This window comes from Microbispora sitophila, assembly GCF_014892245.1.
In the GTDB taxonomy this organism is placed as follows: domain Bacteria; phylum Actinomycetota; class Actinomycetes; order Streptosporangiales; family Streptosporangiaceae; genus Microbispora; species Microbispora siamensis.
Map to the genome: position 1 here is coordinate 107,932 of NZ_JADBGC010000020.1, position 23,304 is coordinate 131,235.

The 23,304-nt window shown below is 72.9% G+C and carries 16 protein-coding genes; 9 read left to right on the forward strand and 7 right to left on the reverse strand.

Going from position 1 to position 23,304, the window contains the following annotated elements:
- The first annotated feature begins 127 nt into the window (after positions 1–127).
- From IL992_RS48580 to IL992_RS31965, 3 genes are all read left to right on the forward strand, one after another.
- Positions 128–3,514 (forward strand): bifunctional glycosyltransferase/CDP-glycerol:glycerophosphate glycerophosphotransferase, encoded by a 3,387-nt coding sequence (locus IL992_RS48580; protein WP_193207046.1) that lies wholly within the window; start codon positions 128–130, stop codon positions 3,512–3,514.
- 95 nt (positions 3,515–3,609) lie between these two features.
- Positions 3,610–6,555: a bifunctional glycosyltransferase/CDP-glycerol:glycerophosphate glycerophosphotransferase gene (locus IL992_RS31960; protein ID WP_193207047.1), complete on the forward strand. Its 2,946-nt coding sequence runs from the start codon at positions 3,610–3,612 to the stop codon at positions 6,553–6,555.
- A complete protein-coding gene (locus IL992_RS31965) occupies positions 6,552–8,192 on the forward strand; it encodes a glycosyltransferase family 39 protein (protein WP_193207048.1) in 1,641 nt (546 codons plus the stop codon). The genes IL992_RS31960 and IL992_RS31965 overlap by 4 nt, the downstream gene beginning before the upstream one ends.
- On the opposite strand, the gene IL992_RS31970 is transcribed toward IL992_RS31965, so the two are convergent.
- The gene (locus tag IL992_RS31970) at positions 8,159–9,739 is read right to left on the reverse strand and encodes a stealth family protein (RefSeq protein ID WP_193207049.1); all 1,581 of its coding nucleotides are present in this window, start codon (positions 9,737–9,739) and stop codon (positions 8,159–8,161) included. The two genes, IL992_RS31965 and IL992_RS31970, sit on opposite strands and share 34 nt — an antisense overlap.
- A 155-nt stretch (positions 9,740–9,894) precedes the next feature.
- On the opposite strand from IL992_RS31970, the gene IL992_RS31975 reads away from it, so the two are divergent.
- Positions 9,895–10,785, forward strand: coding sequence for a CDP-alcohol phosphatidyltransferase family protein (locus tag IL992_RS31975; protein WP_193207050.1), 891 nt, complete (start codon positions 9,895–9,897; stop codon positions 10,783–10,785).
- A gap of 124 nt (positions 10,786–10,909) precedes the next feature.
- Complete coding sequence (locus tag IL992_RS31980; protein WP_193207051.1) at positions 10,910–11,950, forward strand: sulfotransferase family protein; 1,041 nt, start codon at positions 10,910–10,912, stop codon at positions 11,948–11,950.
- An 18-nt stretch (positions 11,951–11,968) separates the two neighbouring features.
- On the opposite strand, the gene IL992_RS31985 is transcribed toward IL992_RS31980, so the two are convergent.
- From IL992_RS31985 to IL992_RS31995, 3 genes are all read right to left on the reverse strand, one after another.
- Positions 11,969–13,066 (reverse strand): LacI family DNA-binding transcriptional regulator, encoded by a 1,098-nt coding sequence (locus tag IL992_RS31985; protein ID WP_193207052.1) that lies wholly within the window; start codon positions 13,064–13,066, stop codon positions 11,969–11,971.
- 24 nt (positions 13,067–13,090) lie between these two features.
- The gene (locus IL992_RS31990; protein WP_193207053.1) at positions 13,091–13,969 is read right to left on the reverse strand and encodes a PfkB family carbohydrate kinase; all 879 of its coding nucleotides are present in this window, start codon (positions 13,967–13,969) and stop codon (positions 13,091–13,093) included.
- Positions 13,970–14,034: 65 nt separating this feature from the next.
- Entirely contained in the window at positions 14,035–15,036 is a 1,002-nt protein-coding gene (locus IL992_RS31995) for an SIS domain-containing protein (protein ID WP_193207054.1), read from the reverse strand.
- A gap of 374 nt (positions 15,037–15,410) precedes the next feature.
- Between IL992_RS31995 and IL992_RS32000 the strand changes: the two genes are divergently transcribed.
- The 4 genes from IL992_RS32000 to IL992_RS32015 are packed head-to-tail and all read left to right on the forward strand — an operon-like array spanning position 15,411 to position 19,346.
- Entirely contained in the window at positions 15,411–16,736 is a 1,326-nt protein-coding gene (locus IL992_RS32000; protein ID WP_193207055.1) for an ABC transporter substrate-binding protein, read from the forward strand.
- Between the two features lie 14 nt (positions 16,737–16,750).
- Positions 16,751–17,638: a carbohydrate ABC transporter permease gene (locus IL992_RS32005; protein ID WP_193207056.1), complete on the forward strand. Its 888-nt coding sequence runs from the start codon at positions 16,751–16,753 to the stop codon at positions 17,636–17,638.
- Entirely contained in the window at positions 17,635–18,468 is an 834-nt protein-coding gene (locus tag IL992_RS32010) for a carbohydrate ABC transporter permease (RefSeq protein WP_319018961.1), read from the forward strand. The genes IL992_RS32005 and IL992_RS32010 overlap by 4 nt, the downstream gene beginning before the upstream one ends.
- Positions 18,465–19,346: a sugar phosphate isomerase/epimerase family protein gene (locus IL992_RS32015; RefSeq protein ID WP_193207058.1), complete on the forward strand. Its 882-nt coding sequence runs from the start codon at positions 18,465–18,467 to the stop codon at positions 19,344–19,346. Before IL992_RS32010 ends, IL992_RS32015 begins: the two co-directional genes overlap by 4 nt.
- On the opposite strand, the gene IL992_RS32020 is transcribed toward IL992_RS32015, so the two are convergent.
- Genes IL992_RS32020 through IL992_RS32030 form a run of 3 tightly spaced genes read right to left on the reverse strand, consistent with a single transcriptional unit; the run spans position 19,288 to position 23,254 of the window.
- Complete coding sequence (locus tag IL992_RS32020; protein WP_193207059.1) at positions 19,288–19,965, reverse strand: hypothetical protein; 678 nt, start codon at positions 19,963–19,965, stop codon at positions 19,288–19,290. The two genes, IL992_RS32015 and IL992_RS32020, sit on opposite strands and share 59 nt — an antisense overlap.
- A complete protein-coding gene (locus IL992_RS32025; RefSeq protein ID WP_193207060.1) occupies positions 19,962–22,577 on the reverse strand; it encodes an FtsX-like permease family protein in 2,616 nt (871 codons plus the stop codon). Before IL992_RS32025 ends, IL992_RS32020 begins: the two co-directional genes overlap by 4 nt.
- Positions 22,574–23,254, reverse strand: coding sequence for an ABC transporter ATP-binding protein (locus IL992_RS32030; RefSeq protein ID WP_193207106.1), 681 nt, complete (start codon positions 23,252–23,254; stop codon positions 22,574–22,576). Before IL992_RS32030 ends, IL992_RS32025 begins: the two co-directional genes overlap by 4 nt.
- Between the last annotated feature and the right edge of the window lie 50 nt (positions 23,255–23,304).

Here is a 23,304-nt window from a genome sequence, read left to right on the forward strand (position 1 = left end):
CACAGCCCTCGTCGCTCGGAGTCGCTCGTCCCTCGCTCCCCGCTCGCTCCTCAGTCCAGACCGGCGGCGAGCCCCTCCGGATCGCTCGTGTCTCCGTCCGCCGCTTCGCCGACCTTAAGGAGCGCCCGTGCCCCGCCTCAGTGTGATCATCCCGATCTACGACGTGGAACCGTACCTCGCCGGCTGCCTGGCCTCGGTCGCCGCGCAGACCTGGCAGGACATCGAGGTCGTCATGGTCGACGACGGCTCGCCCGACGGCAGCGCCGAGATCGCCGCCGGTTTCGCGGCGCGCGACGGCCGGTTCCGGCTGGTGCGCCAGGCCAACGCGGGGCTCGGGGCGGCGCGCAACACGGGCGTGCGGCACGCGACCGGGGAGCACCTGATGTTCCTCGACAGCGACGACCTGCTGCCGGCGCACGCCCTCGAATACCTCCTGGCGTCTCTGGAACGGACGGGATCGGACCTCGCCACGGGCAACGTGCTGCGCCTCGACGGGCGCGGCGCCCGCCAGTCGGCCATGCACCGGGCCGTCTTCGCCGACGCCGCCGCGGCCACCCACATCACCCGGACGCGCGCGCTCCTGCGCGACCGCCTGGTCACCAACAAGCTGTGGCGCCGCTCGTTCTGGGACGCCCACGGCTTCGCCTTCCCCGAAGGCGTGCTGTACGAGGACATCGCGGTGGCCCTGCGCGCCCACTTCCTGGCGCGGGCCGTGGACGTGCTGCCCGCGCCGGTCTACCTGTGGCGGCGGCGCGAGGGCGGCGGCCGCTCGATCACGCAGGACAAGACGCGGGCCGCGCATCTGGAGGACCGGTTCGCCGCCGTCTCCGAGGTCCGCCGCTTCCTCAGCCGGCACAACTTCACCGCGCACATCCACGCCTGGGACCACGCCGTGCTCGACGGCGACCTCACGAACTTCCTCGACGCGCTCGACCAGGCCTCCCCGGCGTTCCGGCAGCGCTTCTTCGACCTCGCCGGCCTTTACCTGGAGGACGTGGCGCCGCCCGTGCTCGACGGGCTGCCCGCGCTGCGGCGCCTGCAGTGGCATCTGGTGCGCCTGCGCCGCCCGGCCGAGCTGCTCGAGGTCCTGGCCTGGGACCGGGAGGTGGAACCCGACCGGCGGCTCGTCCGCAGGATGGGCGGCCACCACCTGAACGTGCCCCTCGCCCGCTCCGCCGACCGGGAGATCCCCACCGCCGTCACCAGGGCCAGGGACGAACTCGTCCCGCGTCACCGCATCGACGCCGTCCGCTGGGAGGACGGCCTGCTCGTGGTGGAGGGACGCGCGGCACCGCCGTTCCTGCGCCCCACCCGGCGGGTCCACCAGCAGGTCTTCGCCGCCCTCGTGCACGAGCGGACCGGGCGGCGCGTCCGGGTGCCGGCCTCGGTCTCCAGGGCCCGCGTGTCCACGAAGTCGAAGGAGCGCGACTGGGGCGGCTTCCGGCTCACCATCGACCCCGCGGCGCTGGCCAGGCCGGGCCGGCTCGGGCGGTGGCACGTCGAACTGCGCGTGCTGCACCGGGGCGTCCTGCGGCGCGGACGGCTGACCGACCCGGACCCGCGCGCCGCCGCCTCGATCGTCGAGCAGGCGGGGTATCACACCGTCGGCCCCGACCACTACGTCGCCCCGCTGCTCGGGGAGACCGGCGTCTTCGTACTGCGGGCCGAGCGGGAGACCGCCCGGGTCGTCACGCGGGAGGTGCGGGACGGCCGCCTGCGCCTGGTGGGCCACGTCGTCAACGACCTCGGCCCGAGCCCGGTGCTCCAGGTCACCCGGCGCCCCGGAGGCGTCCCCCGCACTTATCCGGTGAACGTCGACCGCCGTACGTTCGAGGCCGCCGTCGACCTGCACGACCTGCTGCCCGCGTCCCGGACTTCACAGATCGCCGTGCCGGCGGAGGTCGCCGCGCCCGAGACGTGGTGGGAGGTCGAGGTGCGGGCCGCCGACGGCACGGTGACGCCCGTGACCGTCGCCGAGGACGTGCCCACCGGCCGGTACGGCCTGGACGGCCGGGAGATCGTCGTGTTCCGCGACCGCACCGGCGGCCTCGTGCTGCGGGACCAGCCCGTCGCGGCGTACGCCGACCTCGCCGAGTGGCTGCCTGGCGGCGAGTTGCTCGTCGAGGGCGGCCTCGCGGTGCCGCACGAGATGTCGGCGCTGGTGGTGGCCGCCCTCGGCCCCGTCACCCGGGCGACCCGCGCCACCCCCGGGCGGCGCGGGGAGTGGCTGCTGCCGATCGGGGGAGCGGGAACCCGCTTCAGGGCGCGGCTGACGCCCGAGCAGGTCGGCTCGCCCGCCGGGCGGCTGCCGCTGCCGCGCGGCCGGTACGCCCTGGCGATCCGGGCACGCACCACGGGGGGAGAGTGGACGGACCTCCCGCTGGAGTTCGACACAGACGTGCCGGCGGCCCACCAGACGGCCCGCCGTACGTTCGGGATCGTCACGTCGGGCCCGGGCCGGGCAGTGCTGACGGTGAGCGGCGACCTGACCGCCGACGAGCGCGGCAAGAAGGCTCAGCGGGTGTTGCGCACGAGGACCTACCCCCAGATGAGGGACAGGCCGCTGCGGGACGCCGTCCTGTTCGACGGCGGCGCGGGCACCCGCTTCGGCGGCGGCCCGAGGGCGGTCTGCGAGGAACTGCGCCGCCGGGGGACCGACCTGCCGCTGCTGTGGAACGTGCGGGACGGCCAGGTCGCCCTGCCCGGCGACGTCGAACCGGTGCGCATGCTGGGACGGGAGCACTACGAGGCCCTCGCCCGGTGCCGCTACGTCGTCACCGACGCGCCGCTGCCGCCGTGGTTCGAGCGCAGGCCCGGTCAGGTGGTCGTCTGCACCGGGACGGACGCGGCAGGCGGTCGCGGGGCGGGTCAGTGGACCCATCTCGTGTCCGCGGGCCCGTGGTCGACGGCGTCGCTGCGGCGGACGTCCGGCTTCGAGGGAGAGGTGCTGCAGACAGGCCTGCCCTGCGACGACCTGCTGACCGGTCCGGACGCCCCGGAGCGCGCCGCCGAGGTGCGGCGCCGCCTCAGCCTGCCGGAACGCGCCCACGTCCTGCTGTACGTCGCGGGGAAACACGACACGCTCGACGCCGGGCGCCTGGCGGCGGGCCTGACCGGCGACCACGTCCTGCTGGTCCGCCATCCCTCGGAAACCCATCCCTCAGGAACCGGGGCGGGCGGCGTCCGTCTGTGGGACGCCGGCGGCCATCCGGACCCGCACGAGTTGTACCTCGCCGCCGACGTCCTGCTCGCCGGGGACGTGGCGGCGGTGTTCGACTTCGCCGTGACGGGACGCCCGGTGCTCCTGCACGCCGGCCGGCCGCAGGACCTGTGGCTCCTGCCCGAGGCGCCGGGGCCGGTGCTTCGGCGGGAGGCCGAGGTGCTCGACGCGCTCGCGCACCTCGACGAGGTGGCGGACAAGCACCGGGACGCGTACGCCGCGTTCCTGGCGAGGTATCGTCCGATGGCCGACGGGCAGGCCGCCCGCCGCCTGGTGGACGCCCTGTTCGGGTGACCGCGCCGGGGAGGCAGGTCAAGAGGTGCCCAAGCGACCGTAAGGCAATGGGGATGAGCGGGTGGCATGCGGCCACGCGTCGGCATCCTGACGGCGTGACGGTGCCTGCCAGGCTCTCGGTGGTCGTCCCCCTGCACGGCGGGGAGGAACACGCCGAGGAGTGCCTCGAATCCCTGCGCGACCAGACCCTGGACGACATGGAGGTGATCCTCGTCGGCCGCCCGCGCGGTCTCCGCCCGCCCGACCACAGGTTCACGCTCCTCACGCTCGGCGATGGCGGCGACGACCCCGGCACGGCGCGCAACGCGGGCGCGGCCTTCGCCACCGGGCGCTACCTCGCCTTCGCCGACCCCGGCTCGGTCGTCCCCGCGGATGCCTACCGCGCGCTGGTCGGCGCCCTCGAGCACACCGGCTCCGACCTCGCCTGCGGCCGGATCCGCACCTGGACGCCGAGCCAGGCGCCCGCCCCGGCTGCGAAGGCCAGGCTGCGCACGCACATCACCCGGCACCAGAAGCTGCTGGACGACCCGCGGGCGGGCGGCACGGTGTTCCGCCGGGAGTTCTGGAACCGGCACGGGTTCGCCTTCCCGCCGGGCCTGGGCGAGGACTTCCCGGTGACGATCCCCGCGCACGTGCTGTCCAGCTCGGCCGACGTGCTCGGCGACGTGGTCTGCCTCACGCGCGGGTCCCGGCCGCAGGCCGACCCGCTGCGCCGCCTGCGGGCCATGCTGGAGGTGTCGGACCTGCTCGGACGGCACGCGCCGCGCCTGCGTACGGCCTACGACCTGCGCCTGGCGGAGGGGCCCGACCTCGAAGCCGTGCTTGAGGCCGTACGCGACCGGGTTCCCGACGGGCTCGCCGAGGCCCTGGGCCGCCTGGACCCGAACGCGGTGGAACGGCTGCCGGTGCTCAGGCGGCTCCAGATCCACTTCGCCGCGCGCGGCATGATCGGCGAACTGGCGGAGCTGCGCACGTTCGCCGCGTCGGAGATCAGGCACCGGGGCGTGCTGCGGCGGGGGCTGAGGCGCCGCCGCTGGTATCTCGACTATCCCTTCCGCCGGGACCCCCGGCTGCCGCGCTCACTGTTCGACGCCACCCCCGACCTGCGGCTCGTCGCCTGCGTGGACGACGTACGCCACGCGGACGGCAGGCTCGCCCTGACCGGCCACGCGTACATCGCCCATCTGGACAGCGGGCGCAGCCGGATGGAGCTGTGGCTCCAGCGGGGAGAGGAGCGGATCATGCTGCCGGTGCGGCGGACCCGCAGGCCCGACGTGACCGCCGACTCCCGGCAGTCGGTCGCCTGCCACGACGACTCCGGCTTCGAGACCGTGATCGCCCTCGACGTCCTGCCCGCCGGCCGGTGGGCGTTGCACGCGCGGGTGCGGGCGCGGGGCGTGACCCGGGCGGGCCGGGCGATCGGGGCCCCGGGCGACCGCGTCTTCGACGCCGGGAACGTGCGCGTCTCCCTCACCCGCGACCGCGGGCTGACGCTCGGCCCCCGCGCCGCCGACGGCCCGCAGCCCGATCCCGGCGGTCATGTGAACACGGCTCGGAGGACGGAGTCCGACGGCACGATAAGCGCAGTCCGGTGGACGGAGTCCGGCGAGCTGGTCCTGGAGGGGGCGGGCCGGTGCCCGGCCGGCCGGATCGTCCTGGAGTGCGGCGCGGAGCGGCACTCCTGGCCGGTCCGCCAGGACGAGGCGACGTGGACGGCCGCCATCGGCAGGACGGCCGACGGACTTCCGCTCCGCAGCGGGACCTGGCGGGCGCTGACCCTGTCATCGGCGGGCAGGGACGAGCGCGTGCGCCTGAGCCCGGCCCTGATCGCCGACCCGCCGAGGCCGCGGGTCACCGGGTTTCACGAGATCTCCGCCCGCACCTCGCGCGACGGCGACCTGAGCCTCGCGGTGCGCCCGGCGCTCGGCCCGCACGAACGCGGGCCGTACGCGACGCGCATGCGGCGGGCGGCGGCACCACGCAGGGTGACCCTGCGGAACGCCGCGGTCTTCGACAGCTACGGCGGCGGGCAGTACTCGTGCAATCCCCGGGCCGTCTCGGAGGAGCTGGCGCGCCGCCACCCCGACGTGGAGATCGTCTGGGTCACCCGGGACGGGCAGTTCGCGGTCCCGCCGGGTGTGCGCCTGGTCCTGTACGGCTCGCGCGAGCACGAGGAGGCGCTGCGCACCAGCCGTTTCGTCGTGGCCAACCGGCGCACCCAGCCGGGGTGGTACCGCAAGCCGCGCGGGCAGACGGTCGTGCAGACCTGGCACGGCACGCCGCTCAAGCGGCTGGGGCTCGACCTGGAGGGCATGCCGTACGCGCGGCGGGTGCCGCGCGACGAGCTGGCGCGGCAGGTGGCGACCTGGGACCTGCTGCTGTCGCCGAGCCCGTTCGCCACCTCCGCGCTGCGCGGAGCGTTCGGCTACGAAGGGGAGATCCTGGAGTCGGGCTACCCGCGCAACGACGTGCTGTTCGATCCCGGGCGCGCCCGCGCGGCCCGGCGGCGGCTGGGCCTGCCGGACGACCGGCGGGTCATCCTGTACGCGCCGACGTGGCGGGACGACGAGACCACCGGGCGGCTCGCGCTGGACCCGGTCAGGACGGCCGGGGCGCTGCGTGACGACGACGTGCTGCTCGTGCGGGCGCACTACCTGGTGGCGCGGGACCTGGCCATCCCGAACGGCGACCGCATCCGCGATGTCTCCAAATTTCCGGATATGGCGGATCTCTTGGCCGCCGCGGACGTGCTGGTCACCGACTACTCGTCGGCGATGTTCGACTTCGCGTGCACCGGCAGGCCCATGGTGTTCTTCGCCCACGACCTGGAGCGCTACCGCGACCAGGTGCGCGGCTTCTACTTCGACTTCGAGGCCGAGGCCCCCGGGCCCGTCCTCAGGACCGGCGACGACGTGCTCGACGTGCTGCGGCACGGCGACCTCGGGCGGTTCGCGGCGCGCTACGAGCGGTTCGCCCGCAGATACTGCCCCTGGGACGACGGACACGCCTCGGCGCGCGTGGTCGCGCGCATGCGGCCATGACCCGCGCATCCCGGCACGTCGCCGGTCGTCTGCCCCGCCGTAGCACCGGGATGCCGTCGCAGCCCGGCGCGCCCGAGGCCCCCTCGGCGTCCCCCGCCGAGGTGACCGGGCGGCCCGCCCGGCTGGACCGGCTCGCTGTCGTGACCGTCGTGCCGGCCGTTCTCGCGCTGGCCGCCGGGCTGTGGGACCTCGGCGGGCCGCCGCCGTGGCGGGACGAGGCGGCCACCGTCAGCGCGGTCGGCCGCACCCTTCCCCAGCTGGCGCACCTGCTGCAGTCGGTCGACGCGGTGCACGGCCTCTACTACGCGCTGATGCACGTCGTCGCGGGCCTGTCCGGCACGGCCGAGGTGGCGCTGCGGATCCCGTCGGTCGTCGCGGGCGCGCTGGCCGCGGCCGGGACCGGCGCCCTCGGCCGCGCCCTCGGCGCCCCCCGGGCGGGTCTGTACGGCGGCGTGCTGCTGGCCCTCATGCCCATCTTCTCCAGGTATGTCCAGGAGGCCCGGCCGTACGCGATGACGGCGGCGGCGGCCGTCGGCGTGACCCTGCTGTTCCTGCGTGTGCTGCGGTCGCCCACGTCGGCGGTCCTGGCGGCGTACGCGGCGGCGCTGACCGTGCTGGCCTACCTCAACCTGTTCGCGTTCCTGGTCGTGGGGGCGCACGGCGTCGCCCTGATCCTGTCGAGGGGACCGCTGCTCCGGTGGGCGTGCGCGGCGACGCCGGCCCTGGCGGCCGTGGTGCCGCTGGCCTGGCTCGGCTCCCGGCAGAGCGCGCAGGTGGGGTGGATCTCCCGGCCGGAGGCGGGCGACGTGGGCAGGCTGGCCGTCCAGCTGTTCGGCGACCTCGGTGGGGCGACGGGACCCGGGGTGGCCCCGCTGACCTGGGCGCTCGCGCTCTTCGGCCTCGCGTATGCCGCGGTCGTGGGCGTCCGCCGGGCTCGCGCGGCCCGTCGCGCGGAAAAGCTCGCCGAGACACCCACCGAAGAGCGTGCCGAGACGCCCGCGGCGCTCATGCGGCTGACGCTGCCGTGGCTGCTCATGCCCGCGTTGGTGCTGCTCGCGGCCTCCCGGGCCCTCCATCCCGTGTACGTGTTCCGCTACGTCTTCTGCTGCGTCCCTGCGGCGGCGCTGCTCGCCGGGGCGGGCCTGGCCGCGCTGCCCCCCGGCCTCGCCGCCGCCGTGCTGGCCGCCTGGCTCGGCCTGTCGGCTCCCGGGCAGTTCGCCACGCGGGGGCCGGACGGCAGGCAGGACGATCCGCGGCCGGTCATGGCGCTGCTCGCGACCGAGGCGAAGCCGGGGGACGGGGTGCTGTTCGTCCCGGCCAAGGTCAGGAAGTACGAGGCGGTCTACCCGTCGGTCTTCGGCAGGCTCCGCGACGTGGCACTGGCCCGGTCACCCGAGCAGGACGGCAGCTTCCCGGGCCGCGAGGTGGGCACCCGGGTGCTCGCCGCCCGGCTCGACGGGCTGCGTACGCTCTGGGTCGTCGGCCACACGGGCAAGAACGCGATGCCCGCCCGCCGCCGCGCCCTGGTCGCCCGTTCGTTCGCCCCCGCCGGCCGCTGGACCTTCCGCGGGCTGTTCGTGGACAGGTTCGACCTGCGGCACCCTCACCGCTCGAACGGCGCGGGGGTGGGGAAGTAGGCCTCCAGGAACCGCGCCAGCAGCGCGTCCTGATCGGCGGTGGTGGGGGCGGTGTCGTTGAGGCAGAACACGTCGTGCCTGCGCCGGGCCAGCATGCGGCGCAGCTTGGCGGGCGTCTTCGGCAGCGACAGGTCCACATAGGTGTAGTCGACCGTGCCGGGGACCGCCCGCCCGCTGAGGTAGCCGTAGTAGTGCGCCAGCGAGGACACCACCGAGATGTCCCGCGACGTGCGGAACCTGCTGCGGGCGGTCGCCGTGAACTCCGCCGAGAAACGCCCCTCCAGCTCGTACATGAGCGACCGGCGCAGCGCATACGGCACGTGCTTGAGCTTCTGCGTGATCGTGCGGCCGGTCAGGTTCTCCAGGATGCGCCGGTTGTTCATGCCCGCGGCGTGCACCGGGGACTCCTCGGTCTCCGGCACGCCGAACGGCACGTGGACGGTGCTGGGGAAGAAGCGGGTGATCCCGTTGCCCTCGAAGAACGTCCGGGGAGGCAGCGCCCGGCCCAGGAAGAAGTCGTCGTTGAAGTACAGGAAGTGCTCGCTGAGCCCGTCGATGTGGTGAAGCTGCGTCTCGATGGCATGGGAGTTGAACACCGGCAGCACCGACGGATCGGTGAAGATCTCCTTGTGGTCGACCACCGCGACCATGGGGTGGGTGGTGTCGAGCCACGGAGGCGTCTGGCCGTCGGTGACGATCCATATCCGGTTGATCCAGGGGGCGTACATCAGCAGGGAGCGCAGCGAGTAACGCAACTCGTCCCTGCTGGTGAACCGTGCCTCCGTGGTCGCCATCTCGCTCAGCGGGCCGCCGCTGCGCAGCGCCTCGTCGCGCTCGGCCTGGTCGCGGCGGGCCCGCCAGGCCGGGTCGGCGCCGTCCACCCACGTGTAGACGGCGTCGATCGGGAAGTCGATGTCGTCCAGCAGCCGCCGGACGAACTCGGGCCGGGTGCGGTAGGCGCGGGCCCGGCGGGCGGCGCACGCCAGCGGCGTGAACAGCTCCTCGCCGCCGTCCACGGCGGGGCCGTCGGCGGGGACGCGGTCGCAGGCGGGGTTCGGCCTCGGGGCGACCAGTTCGTCGCCCTCCCGGGACCAGAACTCCAGGTCGCACCCGTTCTCCGGGCCGAGCGTCAGCGTCCGCGAGGGGCTGGCGAAATACATGGCCAGCCGCACGACCTTGGCGTCGCCGAGCAGCGCCGCCGCCCGCCGCACCGGGCGCATCCGGCCCGCGTCCGCCTGGCGCGCCCGCGCCCCCTGCCTGCCGTACGGCTGCCGCGCCGCGAACAGCGGATGACTGCCGGCCGCGAGCGCGGCGAGCGCGCGCGTGCGGTCGTCCTCGGGCACGGCGATCACCGGCGGCCGGTTGGGCAGCGGGCGCACGCAGAAGTACGGCACGCGCGCCTCGGTCAGCAGGGCGCACACCACGTCCAGCGTCTCGCGCTGGGCCTGGAGCGGACCAGCGTCCGCCCGGATGAGCGCGGCCCGCGGCGCGGGCTCCCACGACGGCAGCCGCCCCTGCAGCCGCCGGTACAACGTGACAACGGGCATGGTCTCCCCCTCGAACACGGACTGTAACCGATCGGCGACCGGATTGGCGGATGGTTTACGTAGATGGGGGAGACGGTCAAGAACCGGCAACGAGATGGCCTGCCTGTTACAGAAGAGCAGGCCAACGGCTACCGCTTGTAGTCATTCTTGCCTGCATGGGGGGCTTCACGCTGGACGACATACTCGCGACGCGCAAGCCGAGAGACTCGTGGTGGACCGTCTTCATGGTCGATCCGCTCGCCTGCCGGCTCGCGCTGCTCGTGGCCAATCACACCTCGGTCACGCCGAACGGGCTGACCAGGCTGTCCATGGTGATCGGCTTCGCCTCGGCGGCGGCATTCGCGGAGGGCATGCTCGTCGCCGGGGCGGCTCTGTTCTATCTGAGCTTCACGGTCGACTGCATGGACGGCAAGATCGCCAGGCTCAAGGGCACGGGGACGCCCTTCGGCCTCTGGCTCGACTACGTCGGCGACCGGGTGCGGGTGGTCTGCTGCGCCTTCGGGTGGGGGTTCGGGGAGTACACCCGCACGGGCGACACCGACGTGGTGCTCGCCGCCATCGGCGTCGTCGTGCTCGACCTGTTCCGCTACATCAACGGCCCGCAGCTGAAGCGGGTCAAGGACGCCACGCGAGCGCTGCTCGAGGCGCGGCTGGACGGGCAGTACGTCCTCGCCGAGAGCGTCCTGCGCTCCAGGCCGCGGACCGAGCTGGGGCAGGCCGCCGCGGAGTTCGGCCAGGTCGGCGCCGACGACGGCGCCGCGGTGGTCGACCTGCAGAAGGCGTTCCACGCCCGCTTCCCCTGGTACGACCGGTTCCGCGTCTTCCTGGTGCGGCACCGGGTGCGCACCCACGTGGTGAGCGGCATCGAGTTCCACGCCGCGGTCTTCGTCGTGGGCCCGCTGTTCGGAGCCAAGGCCCTGGTGCCGGTCTCGGTCGTGGCCGGCGCTCTGCTGCTGGCGTTCGAGATGAGCCTCGTCTACCGCGTCTGGCTGGCGGCGCGCCAGGTGCCCCGCACCGCCGCCGAGAAACAGAAGATCCTTGTCTGACCGGCCGTCTCGGCCGGATCGGCACGCTCGTACGGCGTGACGCCGTAGGACCCGCGTCACGAGCCGCGCCCGGGGGAGGGCGGCGGCCTGGCGTCCGGCAATTTCACCACGGGGGATAGAACTCATGCATTCGGACAGACCTGTCTTCGTCGTCGGCTGCCCGCGCTCCGGCACCACCATGCTGCAGCTCATGCTGCACTCGCACCCGCGCATCGCGGTCCCGCCCGAGACGCGGTTCCTCGTCCCGGCCTACTTCTCCCGCCGGGCGTACGGCGACATGCGGCTGGCCGACAACAGGCGCAGGCTGGCGACCTGGATCGCCGAGGGCCGGACCACGAAGTTCCACGAGCTCGGGCTGAGCGGCCCCGACTTCGTCCAGGCGGCCATGCTCGGCCCGGGCAGCTTCGGCTCGGTCATCGGCATGGTCTTCAAGTGCTACGCCGAGCGCTTCGGCAAGCCGCGCTGGGGCGACAAGCGGCCCAGCTACTACCGGCACGTCGAGATGCTCATGCGGATGTTCCCCGACGCGCAGTTCGTCCACCTCGTCAGGGACGGCCGCGACTGCGTGGCCTCGCTCAAGCAGATGCCCTGGTACAAGGCGGACGCCGTGCACGCCATGGCCAACTGGGCCGAGGCGATCGACTTCGGCCGCCGGCACGCGCGCAAGCTGCCGGCCGACAGCTTCTACGAGCTGCGGTACGAGGATCTCACCGCCGACCCGGAGACCGAGCTGAAGAAGCTGTGCGTGTTCCTCGGCGAGGAGTACGACCCGGCGATGTGCGAGCCGCGCCACATGGCCGAGCTGGCCGTGCCCAAGCACAAGGTGTGGCACAGCAACACGCACGAGGAGGTGACCACCGCCCACTCGGGCAAGTGGGCCTCCCGGCTGGAGCCCTGGGAGATCTCGCTGTGCGAGGAGGTGCTCGGGGAGCGGCTCACCGCGTACGGCTACGAGCTGACCGGCGCGCGCAAGCCCGACCGCGAGCACGTCGCCGCGTTCAAGGCGGCGGCGGCCAAGCGCCGCGCGGCGCGGCTGCGCAAGTACAACCGCGACCGGCTCACCCGGCTGCGCGAGCCCGGTCCCATCGCCGCGCTGCTGACCGAGGGCCAGCGGCGGCTCGCCGGCCTGCCTCAGCAGCGCTCCTACGAACTGCTTCCCCGCTGACTTCCCCTCTCGGCCATCTCAGGCGCCCGGCGGGGGGCCGACCGACGACCGCACGATGAGGCGCGAGCGGAGCGTGTGCGTCTCGCGGCCGGCCTCGGCCCCCTGCACGATGTCGAGGAGCACCTCGGCCGCCTTCGCGCCGAGCTCGTGCACCGGCTGCTCGATCATCGTCAGCGGCGGATCCATGACCGCCGCCCAGGCGCTGTCGTCGAACCCGATGAGCGCGACGTCGCGCGGATAGGAGAGCCCGGCGGCCCGCAGGGCGCGCAGGGCCCCCGTCACCGCCTCGGTCTCCGTGCAGAACAGCGCGGTGATGCGGTCGGGCAGGGCGAGCATGCGCGCGACCTCCTGGGTCGCCTGTTCCTCGACCTTGCGCCCGACCATCACCAGCTCGGGGTCGAAGGGGATCCGCGCGTCGTCGAGCGCGTCGAGGTAGCCGCGCAGGCGCTCGCCGTCGGTCCACAGGTTGCGGGACGCCGCCGCCAGCAGCTCGCGGCGGGTCGCCGGCGGCTGCGCCATGGGCGGGCCCCACACGAAGCCGATCCGCCGGTGCCCCGCCGCGATCAGCCGCTCGACCGCCTCACGCGCCGCGTCGCGGTTGTCGATGACGACCGCGTCGAGGTCGAGCGCCGGGATGGCCCGGTCGACCAGGACGACGGGGAGGCCGCGCGTCAGCGCCTCCTTGACGTGGCCGACCTCCCGGCCGCTGACCGCGGCGGACGCGATGATCATGCCGTCGACGCGCTTGTCGATCAGCACGTTGGTGGCGGCGACCTCCTCGTCGAGGTCCTCGTAGGTGCTCAGCACGATCGTGTCGAAGCCGCGGGCCCGGGAGGCGTCGCAGACGCCGCGAACCAGTCCGGCGAAGAAGGGGTTGCCGATGTCGGCGACGATCACGCCGATGGTGTGGCTCACACCCGTCGACATGCTGCGGGCGAGCGCGTTGGCGCGGTAGCCGAGCTTCTCGGCCGCCGCGAGCACGCGTTGGCGCAGCTCCGGGCTGACGTGTCCATACCCGCCGAGCGTGCGGGCGGCGGTCGCCCTTCCGACGCCCGCCTCGGCCGCCACCTCGGAGATCGTCACCCGCCCGGCGGCCTGGCTCCGCTCAGCTGGCATGGCTGGCGTTCCTCCCTCTCGGCTCTAAGGAAGCTTAGTGAGAACGGGCCGTCCGTGGCCGAACGCGCCCTCCACCAGGCATTGCTCGTAGGCCGACCGCGCGCCGTCGTGGAGCGCGCGCTCGACGGCGTCGCGGTTCGGGGACGTGCCGGTGGTCCAGCCGCCGCGCAGCAGCGAGACGGCGAACCCGGCGAGGAAGGCGTCGCCGCAGCCCATCGTGTCGACCATCAGTCCGGGGTCCTCAACCCGGCGCGCGGCGGTCGCGACCGTGACCCTGCCGTCGTGCGCGATCGCCCCTTCCACGCCGCGCGTGGCCAGCGCGAGCCGCGCGCCGCGCCGTACGGCCTCGGCCAGCAGCGCCCGCGTGGCGGCCTCGTCGAGGTGTGAGCACGACAACAGCACGAGGTCGGCGTGCGGGCAGACCCGGTCGAGGTAGCCGGGAGCGCGGAACTCGTCCTCGCTGGACAGGTCGAAGCTCACCAGCGGGCCGAGCCCGGCCAGCTTGGGCAGCTCGCTCTCGCTGCGGGAGTACACGCTGGAGTGCACCAGGTCGAAGGAGGCGGCGTACCGCAGCAGGTCGTCACCGAGGACGAGCGGCTCCCGCAGCGTGACGCCGCCGCCGTTCCAGCCGAGGAAGACGCGGTCGCCGTCGTCCACGCGCAGGGTGGAGACGCCGCTCTCGCCGGCCCGCACGACGCAGTGGTCGATCGCGACCCCCTGGGCGGCGATCGAGGCGCGCAGGAAGTCGCCGAGCTCGTCGTCGCCGAACACGCCCAGGTAGGCCGCGTCCAGGCCGAGACGGCGGGCGTAGACGGCCACGTTGACGCTGTTGCCACCCGGGTACTCCACGCCGCGGTCGACGAACCGGTCGACGATGTTGTCGCCGAAGCCGAGGACTCTCAAAGGACTCTCCTGTGGACGGGCCCCCGCGCAGCACGCGCGAGGGCCCGGAAGGGGGGACGGCGGGATCAGTAGTCCATGACGCGGTAGTAGCGGCGCAGGTCGAGCGAGTGGTCGCGCACGCGCTCCAGGTGCTTGCTGACGCGGCTCATGACGGTGTCGAGGACGAGCGGCGCGAGCAGGCCGCGGAACTCCGGGCTGATGCCGTCGAGCGGGTAGTCCTTCGTGTCGAAGACGGTGACGTCCTTGGAGATCCGCTTGGCGAAGGCCTCGGCGCGGTCGGTGAGCGCCCTCGCCTCGTCCTCGCCCTGGAAGACGATCACGCTGGTGTTCTCCTCGACCAGTTCGAGCGAGCCGTGGAAGAACTCGGCGCTGTGCACCCGCGTGGTGCGCAGCCACTGCATCTCCTCGAGGATGCACATGGAGTAGAGGTAGGTGAACCCCCACAGGTTCCCGCCGCCGATGAGGAAGTAGTAGTCGCTGTCCTTGTGGGCGTCGGCGAACGCCTCGGCGACCGGCTCGGCCTGCTTGGAGACCTCCAGGAGGATCCGCGGGATGTCGCCGAACTCGGCGGCGAACTTCTCGTAGCCGTCGAACTCGCCCCGCCGCGACAGCAGCCGGCCCATGAAGAGCAGCATCTGCATGTCGAACGGCCACGTCTTGGGCTCCGTCAGCAGCGCGAGGTCGACGTTCCGGGCGATCGGCGAGTCGGGGTAGCCGGTGAAGCCGATGGTGTAGACGCCCTTCGACTTGCAGAACTCGATGGCCCGGACGACGTCGTCGGTGGTGCCCGAGACCGAGGTGAAGATCGCCACCGAGCGCTCGCCGAGCGCCTTCTCGTCCGCGGCGACCAGTTCGGCCGCGATCACCGCGCGCACGTCGAGGGTGGACCGCTGGCGCGCCAGGCGCTCGTACGGCCACATCTGGGCGTAGGTGCCGCCGGCGCCGACGAGGTAGAGGTTGTCGAATCCCCCGTCCACGAGCCGATCGACCAGTTCCTCGATCTGCGGGCGCAGCGCCACCGCGCTCGCCAGCTGGGAGAGGAATTCCGGCTCGTTGAATCCGAGCATTGTCGCGTCCTTTCGGGATCACCTGCGGACCGGCGGCGCCCCTGCGGCCTGATACCGGTATCACGCGGGGGTCACGCTGGCACAGGTGAACGTACGGCGTCAACACCACGGCCTTCTTCTTGCTGCTGCAACGGCAGCTAGCTGCTGTTTCCGGCCGTCGACGGTCCCGGAGGCGTCCTGCGGGAAAAAATTCTTGGAACTAGGGCTGGTACCGGTATCAGATGCTCTGTACAGTCACCCCACACCAGCGGGTCGTGCCGGCGGCGCGTCCCGGCGGATCCCAGTGCCTCCCGGCATCCCAGGGCCCCGGCACCGGCGGTCCTCCCTCCCCAGACGGACCAGCCCCCCACACAGACCAGAGAGAGAGGAAGCCAATGCGCCCTCGCGCACTGACGACGTTCGCGGCACTCGCCGGGACGTCGGTGCTCGCCCTCGCCGGTTGCACCGGCGGCGGGCAGGCGGACAAGGCTCCCGCGGCCGACGTGACCGCCGCCCCCGAGTACTCGGGCACCCTGAGCATCCTCACCAAGTTCGCCGGAGAGCCGCTGGAGCCGTACTTCCAGGACCTGGCCGCCGAGTACGAGAAGCTGCACCCCGGGGTGAAGATCCAGCTCATCCAGGAGACCGACCAGAGCATCAAGGACAAGACCAAGACGCTGACCGCGTCGAACGCCCTGCCGGACGTCTACTTCACCTGGACCGGCAACTGGGCGGAGAACTTCGTCCGCGGCGGCCGCGCGGCCGACCTGAGCAAGGTCATCGGGCCCGGCACGGAGTGGGGGAAGACCTTCAGCGAGGGGGCGCTGTCGGCCTTCGCCTACGACGGCAAGTACTACGGGATCCCGCTGTACGGCAACGGCAAGTTCATGGGCTACAACAAGGCCGCGTTCGCCAAGGCGGGGGTGAAGGTGCCCGCCACGTTCGAGGACCTGATCGCCGCCTGCGGCCCGCTGCGCAAGGCCGGGTACGAGCCGATCGCGTTCGGCAACAAGGACGGCTGGCCGGCCCTCCACTACCTGCAGCAGATGTTCGCCTACGACGTGCCCTGGGACACGCTGCAGGCCGACCTCAAGCCCGCGACGGCGAAGCTGGACGACCCGGGCTACGTCACCGCGCTGACGCGGTTCAAGACCCTCGTCGACACCTGCACCGACACCAAGAGCGGCACCAACGGCGTGCTCTACAGCTCGGCGCAGGAGAAGTTCGCCGACGGCAAGGCGGCCATGTACTACCAGGAGATCCTGGAGTTCGACAACGAGACCGCCAAGGGCAAGCTCCCCACGGACGACTTCGGCATCTTCCAGCTGCCCGCGCCGCAGGGGGCGAAGGGCGACCCCACGGTGATCGAGGGCGCGCCCGAGGGATACCTGGTCAACGCGGCCTCCCCGCGCATCCCGCTCGCCGTCGACTTCATGAAGTTCGTGACGAGCGAGAAGAACGCCAAGACGCTGTCGTCCCCGCCGTACGGCCAGCCGAGCACGGTCATCGGGGCCGTCACGCCCGAGACCTCGAGCAAGGCGGTGTACGAGGGCGTCGGCCTGGTCAACAAGGCGCCGAAGCTGGCCGCCTGGCTCGACACCGTCACCGTGCCCGACGTCTCCGACGCCTGGCTTTCCGGCGGCGAGGCGCTGATCACCGGCGGCAAGACCCCCGAGCAGGTGCTCGAGAGCGTCCGCCAGGCCTCGGCGTCGGCGAAGTAGCCGGAGGAGAGCAGGTGCGCACCATCGGCAAACGGGCGCTCGGGCTCGCGTGGGTCGTTCCCGCCCTCGTGCTGGTCGGGGTGTTCGTCTACTTCCCGCTGGCCGAGAACCTCGGGTTCAGCACGCTCAAGTGGGACATCTACAGCGGCAGCCAGGAGTACGTCGGCTTCGCCAACTACACCAAGCTCGTCGAGGACCCGGTCTTCTGGCGGTCGCTCGGCAACAACGTGCTGTACGCCGTGGTGTCGATCGTGTTCCAGGTGTTCGGCGCGCTCGTGCTGGCCGCGCTCATCGAAGGCGTGCGCGGCGAGCGGTGGCAGCGCGCCCTGCGGGCGATCTACTTCATCCCCTCCGCGATCTCGCTGACCGTCGCCGGCCTGCTCTTCTACTTCATCTACGAGCCCGACCTCGGCCTGCTCAACCACCTGCTGCAGGCGGTCGGCCTCGGCGGACTCAGCCACTCGTGGCTGGGCGAGGAGAGCACGGCCATGCCGGCGATCATCGCGATGAGCCAGTGGCAGGGCTTCGGCTACTCCACGCTGCTGTTCGCCGTCGCCATCCAGCGGATTCCCCGCGAGATCTACCAGGCCGCGGCCCTCGACGGCACCGGCCCGGTCCGCCGCTTCTTCCACGTGACCGTTCCCCTGGTGCGAGAGATGACCGGCGTGATGTCGATGGTCACGATCTCGGGGGCGTTCCAGGTGTTCAACGAGGTCATGGTGATGACCAGCGGTGGGCCGGACAACTCGACCCAGGTGCTGGGGACCTGGCTCTACCGCAGCGGCTTCGTCCGCAACGACTTCGGCTACGCCGCCGCGATCGCGACCGTCATCTTCGTGATCACGCTCGGCATCGCCGTCGCGCAACTGTGGGTCGCGCGCAGGAGAAGGGTGGCGTGGTGAGTCGCATCGGCTTCCTGGGGGTGGTCACCCGGGTGTTCCTGTGGGCGTTCCTGCTCTGCCTCGCGGCGGTGGTGGTCTATCCGCTGCTGTGGATGGTGCTCAACGGGTTCAAGACCAACGGCGAGATCTTCGGGAACCCCTTCTCCCTGCCCTCCCACTGGAGCTTCGACAGCTACCAGAAGGCATGGAACCGCGGGGTGAGCAACTACCTCACCACGAGCGTGCTGGTCACCGTCACCTCGACGATCGCGACCGTGTTCGTCAGCGCGTGGGCGGCGTACGGCCTCACCCGGGTGAACATCCCGTTCTCGAAGCTGACCACCGGGGTCATCCTCGGCGGGCTGATGCTCGCCCCGAGCGTGGCGCTCGTGCCGCTGGTCAAGATGTTCCAGGCCATGGGCCTGTACAACAGCTTCTGGGCGCTGCTCATCCTCTACACGGCCTTCCGGGTGCCGTTCACCACCTTCCTCATCCGGGCGTACATGCTCGACCTGCCGCGGGAGGTGGACGAGGCGGCCGAGATGGACGGCTGCGGCCGGTGGACCGCCTTCTGGCGGATCATTCTGCCCATGTGCAAGCCGATCATCACCTCGACCGTGCTGCTGCACATCCTGTTCGCCTGGAACGAGTACCTGTTCGCGATGGTCTTCACCAGCGGCGCGGGCGTGCAGACCCTTCCCGTCGGCCTGATGAGCCTCATGAGCAAGCACGGCACCGAGTTTCCTGTCGTCTTCGCCGGCATGGCGATCGCGGCCTTCCCGGTCGTGCTGCTGTTCTTCGCCGGGCAGCGGTACATCGTCAAAGGACTCGCGGACGGAGTCGGAAAATGAGCCCCATGCCTCAGATCACCGGAGCGAACTTCTCCTACCAGCACCTGCCGTTCGAGCGGTTCCTCGACGACGCCGCCGACCTCGGTCGCGAGGAACTGGAGCTGTGGGGGATCGCCCCGCATTTCCACGTGCCGCAGGTGAGCGACGCCGAGGCCCGCGCCGTACGCCGCCGGGCCGCCTCACGCGGCCTGCGGGTGCGCTGCCTCACCCCGGAGCAGGTGATGTATCCGGTCAACATCGCCTCGGCCGACACGCGGCTGCGCGCCTCCAGCATCGCGATGTTCCGCCGGGCGGCCGAGCTGTGCGCGGAGCTCGGCGCCGAGTTGCTCCTGCTCACGCCGGGCCGGGGATACGAGGACGAGCCGGTGGAGGCGGCGTGGCGCAGGTCCGCCGACGCGCTCGCCGAGATCGCCTCGTACGCCGACGGGTTCGGGGTGACCTGCGTGCTCGAACCGCTCCAGCGGGTGGAGTCGAACCTGCTCAACGACTCGCGGGCGCTCGCCCGGATGCTGGACGAGGTCGGCGCGCCGAACCTCGCCGCCGTGCTCGACACCGTGGGCATGGCGGTCGCGGGGGAGAGCGTGGACGACTACTTCGACGCGCTCGGCGACCGGGTCCGCCACGTGCACCTCATCGACGGCCGCCCGGCCGGGCACCTGGCGTGGGGCGACGGGGAGCTGCCGCTGGCCGGCTACCTCGCCGCCTTCTCCCGCCGCGGTTATGACGGGTTCATGACGTTCGAGCTGTTCGGCGACGGCACCTACGCCTTCGCCCCCCGGCCCGTCGTCGAACGCTGCCTGTCCGCCGTGGAGGCCGCCCTCACGCCGGGCGCGACTTCCCATCCCCAGCCGCCGGAGAGCGCCGGCGTCGCTCCGTGAGGAGGAAGCGGACGACGATGACGCCGACGGTCGCGGCGGCCGCCGTCCACACGATCGCCTTCCCTATGGCCTGGACCACCTCGTTCCTGCCGGGCGGGAGCACGGCCATCTGAACGGCGGCGCCGACCGGCACGGTCAGTCTCGCGAGCAGACCGATCACTCCCGGTCGCCCGGCGCACGCGCCGACAGCACCCAGAGGCGCTCCGAAGACGACGGCGGCGATCCACCACGGGAGTGGTTCCGACGCGTACCAGGGGACCTCCCCGCCACTGCGGATGGTGTCCACGATGCTGTAGGCGGCCGTGGCGGCGAGCAGGGCCAGTGCGCCGGCGGCGGCGCCACGCCCCGCCGGTGCCGCGGGACGGCCCTCCCCGGCGCGGGTGACCAGCCACCCCACCGCCACCGCGAGACCCGCCCACGCCCAGCCGGAGTCGAGCAGCACGCTCATGATCTCCGCGACCGACCACCCGCTGGTGGTGTAGGCGCGGCTCTCGAGGTCGGCCTGGCTGCCGGAGAGGGCGTTCACCAGGGAGGTCGCCGCGCCGAATGCCGCTCCGGCCGCCAGGGCGCGCACCAGAGTCCCCGCCCAGGAGGTGCCGCTTCTCGCGGTTACCGTCACGTCGCCCTCCGCCGGGGGAGCGGCAGGCGCGACCGCGTGAGAACGGCGCCGCCGAGCGCGGCCAGCAGGGGAAGCACGACGACGAGCAGGCCGACGAGCGCCCAGGGGGTCGCGACCGCGGGCGCGGCGTCCACCGGCATGGTCGTCGGCACCCCGTCGGGACGCAGGAACACCGCAGGGTGGGGATCGGGGTAACGGGCCGCGGCGATGCCCGGAGCGAGGCCGGCGAGCACGCCCGCGACCGAGCCCAGCAGTGCGATCACCAGGGCCTGTCCGGCGACGACCGCGCGTTTCACGCGCGGGGCCGCCCCCACGGCCGACATGGTCTCCAGGTCCGGACGCGCCTCCACGGCGGCCAGCATGGTGGCGACGAACGTCATCCCCAGCACGAGCACGGCCGCGGCGATGCCCAGTACGACCAGGAGGATCCTCTCGTCGGGAGCCTCCGGGACCTCGAGTCGCACCGTGGCCTTGCCGCTGATCCGCTCCACCTTCGATGCGATCCGGTCCGCCGTCGCCCTCGGGACGCGGAAGTCCGCGGGATCCACCACGAGCATGGTGGTGACGGTGCCGTACCCGTTCTTCGCGGCCACCTCGGGCGCGACGACCGCGCGGGCCCAGCCCTCCCCGGTGGCCCGTACGCCGACGGCGGGCAGCGTGAGCGGCGGGAGGTCGCCCGGCCCGGCGTCGGGTGTCAGCTCGATTCTCAGCTGTCCGCCCCGGATCACCTCCGGGTTGAGCACGACGGCCTTCCCCTCGTGTAGCGCCGCTTCCGCGTGGGGGTCGTCGCGCCGCAGCACGTAGCGGAGCAGGTCGTCGTTCCCGACGAGGAGGCCCCCGGATCGGCTCTGGTCCGACCACTCCACCCTGCTGACGTCGGGGGCGGTGTCCGGCACCGAGGCGTACACGGGGACGCCGGACTTCGTCATGAGCGTCCGCGCCTCGACCAGCGGCACGCCGGCGGGCAGTTCCTCGCGTGCGGCGGCGCGGACGCGATCCCAGAGCCCGGGAGTGAGGTCGGGCCCGGCGATCCACAGCGCTCCGGTGGGCGCCTGCGGGTAGTCCTGCGCGTACGCCGGCCTCTGCGCGAGCCGGCTCTGCCACGTCACTCCCACCGCCGTCAGTGCGACGACCGCGGTCATCACCGCGGCGACGGCGGGCGCCGTACGGCCCCTGTTGCGTGCGGCGTCCCTGGCGGCGAACCGGAGCGGCAGGGGGAGCCGGGCGGCGAGTCTGGCGACCGCCGCGACGAGCGCCGGCGTCAGAGCCACCAGGCCGAGCTGGGTGACCAGGGCCGAGGTCGCGATCCAGCCGAGCTCGTGACCGGCGCTCACGACGGTCGCCGCCGTGCCCGCGACGACGAGCACGATCCCGGGCAGCGGCCGGCCCGCGCGCTCACGGCCTCGCTCGCGCCTGCCCGACAGCACGGCGACGGGGTCCGTACGGCTCGCCGCGACGGCCGGGGCGAGTGCGGCCAGCAACCCGGCGACGACGCCCAGCGCCGCGGCCGTCGCGACGGCCGCCCAGGGGGCGGTGAACGGGGGGAGCAGGTATCCGGCCCGCTGCTCCAGCAGCGGCCGCGCGAGCCAGGCCGCGCCGACGCCCAGGGCCGCGCCGGGCACCGAGGCGGCGACGCCGAACAGCAGGCCGTCGGCGAGCGCGATCGTCCGCAGGTGCCCGGGGGAGCCGCCCTGGACGGCCACCAGCGCGAACTCGCGCGACCTGCGCAGCCGCCCCACGGCGAAGGCCGGCCCGGCCAGCAGGACGACCTCCAGCAGCATGATCGCGACCCAGGGCGCGGTCTGCGGGAGGGAGGGCCCACGCGACGGCGGCTCGTCCGGCCGGACCCCGTCGAGGACGGCGCGGCTGACGACCACGAGGCCGCGTGCGTTGAGCCGACGCACGTCCGCCCACGTCACCGGACGCGGTGTGTCCACGAGCCAGGCGTGCGACATCAGCGTGGGATCCAACCGCCCGAACGCGCTGTCGGGCAGGCTGCCGGGGAAAACCATGAGGTCGGGCGGGATCCCCATCAGGTCGAACAGGGCGACGCCGACGACCCGGAGCGGGCGGCGTTCCTCCCCGGCGAAAAGCGTGACGCCGGGAGCCGTGTCCGAGCCCACCATCGCGGCGGACACGACGGCCTCGCCGGGTGCGGCGGGCAGCCTGCCCGCGGTCAGCCGGAAGGTGCCCCGGGACAGCGGATCACTGAGATCGACCTGACGGATGTGCCCCCTGCGGTACCCCTGCGGAGTGAGGTATCGGAAATCCGCCTGGGCGACCGGGATGACCCGGCTGCCGGGGGAGAGGACCGCCGTGATCTCGGCCTTGGTGAACGGCGTCTGCTTCCGCCCGTCCCACCAGGAGACCTCTTCTCCCCACACGTCCTGGGTGAGGTTCGCCCACTCGTGGGCGCCGATCATCAGTGCGTCGGCCTGCCCGAGCGGGTAGCGCTGACGATCGGGCATCGGCCCTGGGCCGAAGACGGCGCTCAGCACGAAGGAGGCGAGGGCGACCGGAAGCCCGATCATCGCGAGGATCAGCGCGCTGCGCCACTTCGACCGCCGGGCGTTGCGGCGGGAGATCCGCAACGCGGCCCTGACACCCTTCATCGGGCGGTCTCCATCTGGTCGGCGGAGTCGACGATCTGCCCGTCCTTGAGGAAGACGACGCGGTCGGCCCAGGCGGCGTAGCGCGGCTCGTGCGTGACCAGCAGCACGGCGGCCCCCGCGTCGGCCCGCTGCCGGAGCACCTGGATGATCTCGTCGCCCGCCCGGGTGTCGAGGGCGCCCGTCGGCTCGTCCGCCAGGAGCAGTCGCCGTTCTCCGACCAGCGCCCGGGCGATCGCGGCCCGCTGGCGCTGGCCGCCCGACAGGTTGTCGGGGAACCGCTCGCCCAGGTCGGCGAGCCCGACCTCCTCCAGCACCGCCATGGCCTCCCGCCTGGCCTTCGCCGTAGGGACGCCGTCCAGCTCGCGCGGCAGCGCGACGTTCTCCGCGACGGTCAGCGACGGGATGAGGTTGAGGTCCTGGAAGACGTAGCCGGCGCTCCTGCGGCGCATCGCGGCCAGTTGCTTGAAGGACAGATCCCGCAGCTCGCGGCCTTCGAGCGTCACCGACCCCTCCGTCGGGCGGTCCAGCCCGCCGGCGAGGTTGAGCAGGGTGGACTTGCCGGACCCGGACGGGCCCATGACCGCGACCAGCTCCCCGGCGCCGACGTCCAGGCTGACGCCCCGCAGCGCGTGGACGGCCACCGCCCCCTCGCCGTGGACGCGTACGACGCCGGTCATGCGCACGACCGGCGCGCCGTCCGCTGCGGGCAACCGGTCCGGAGGTCGGT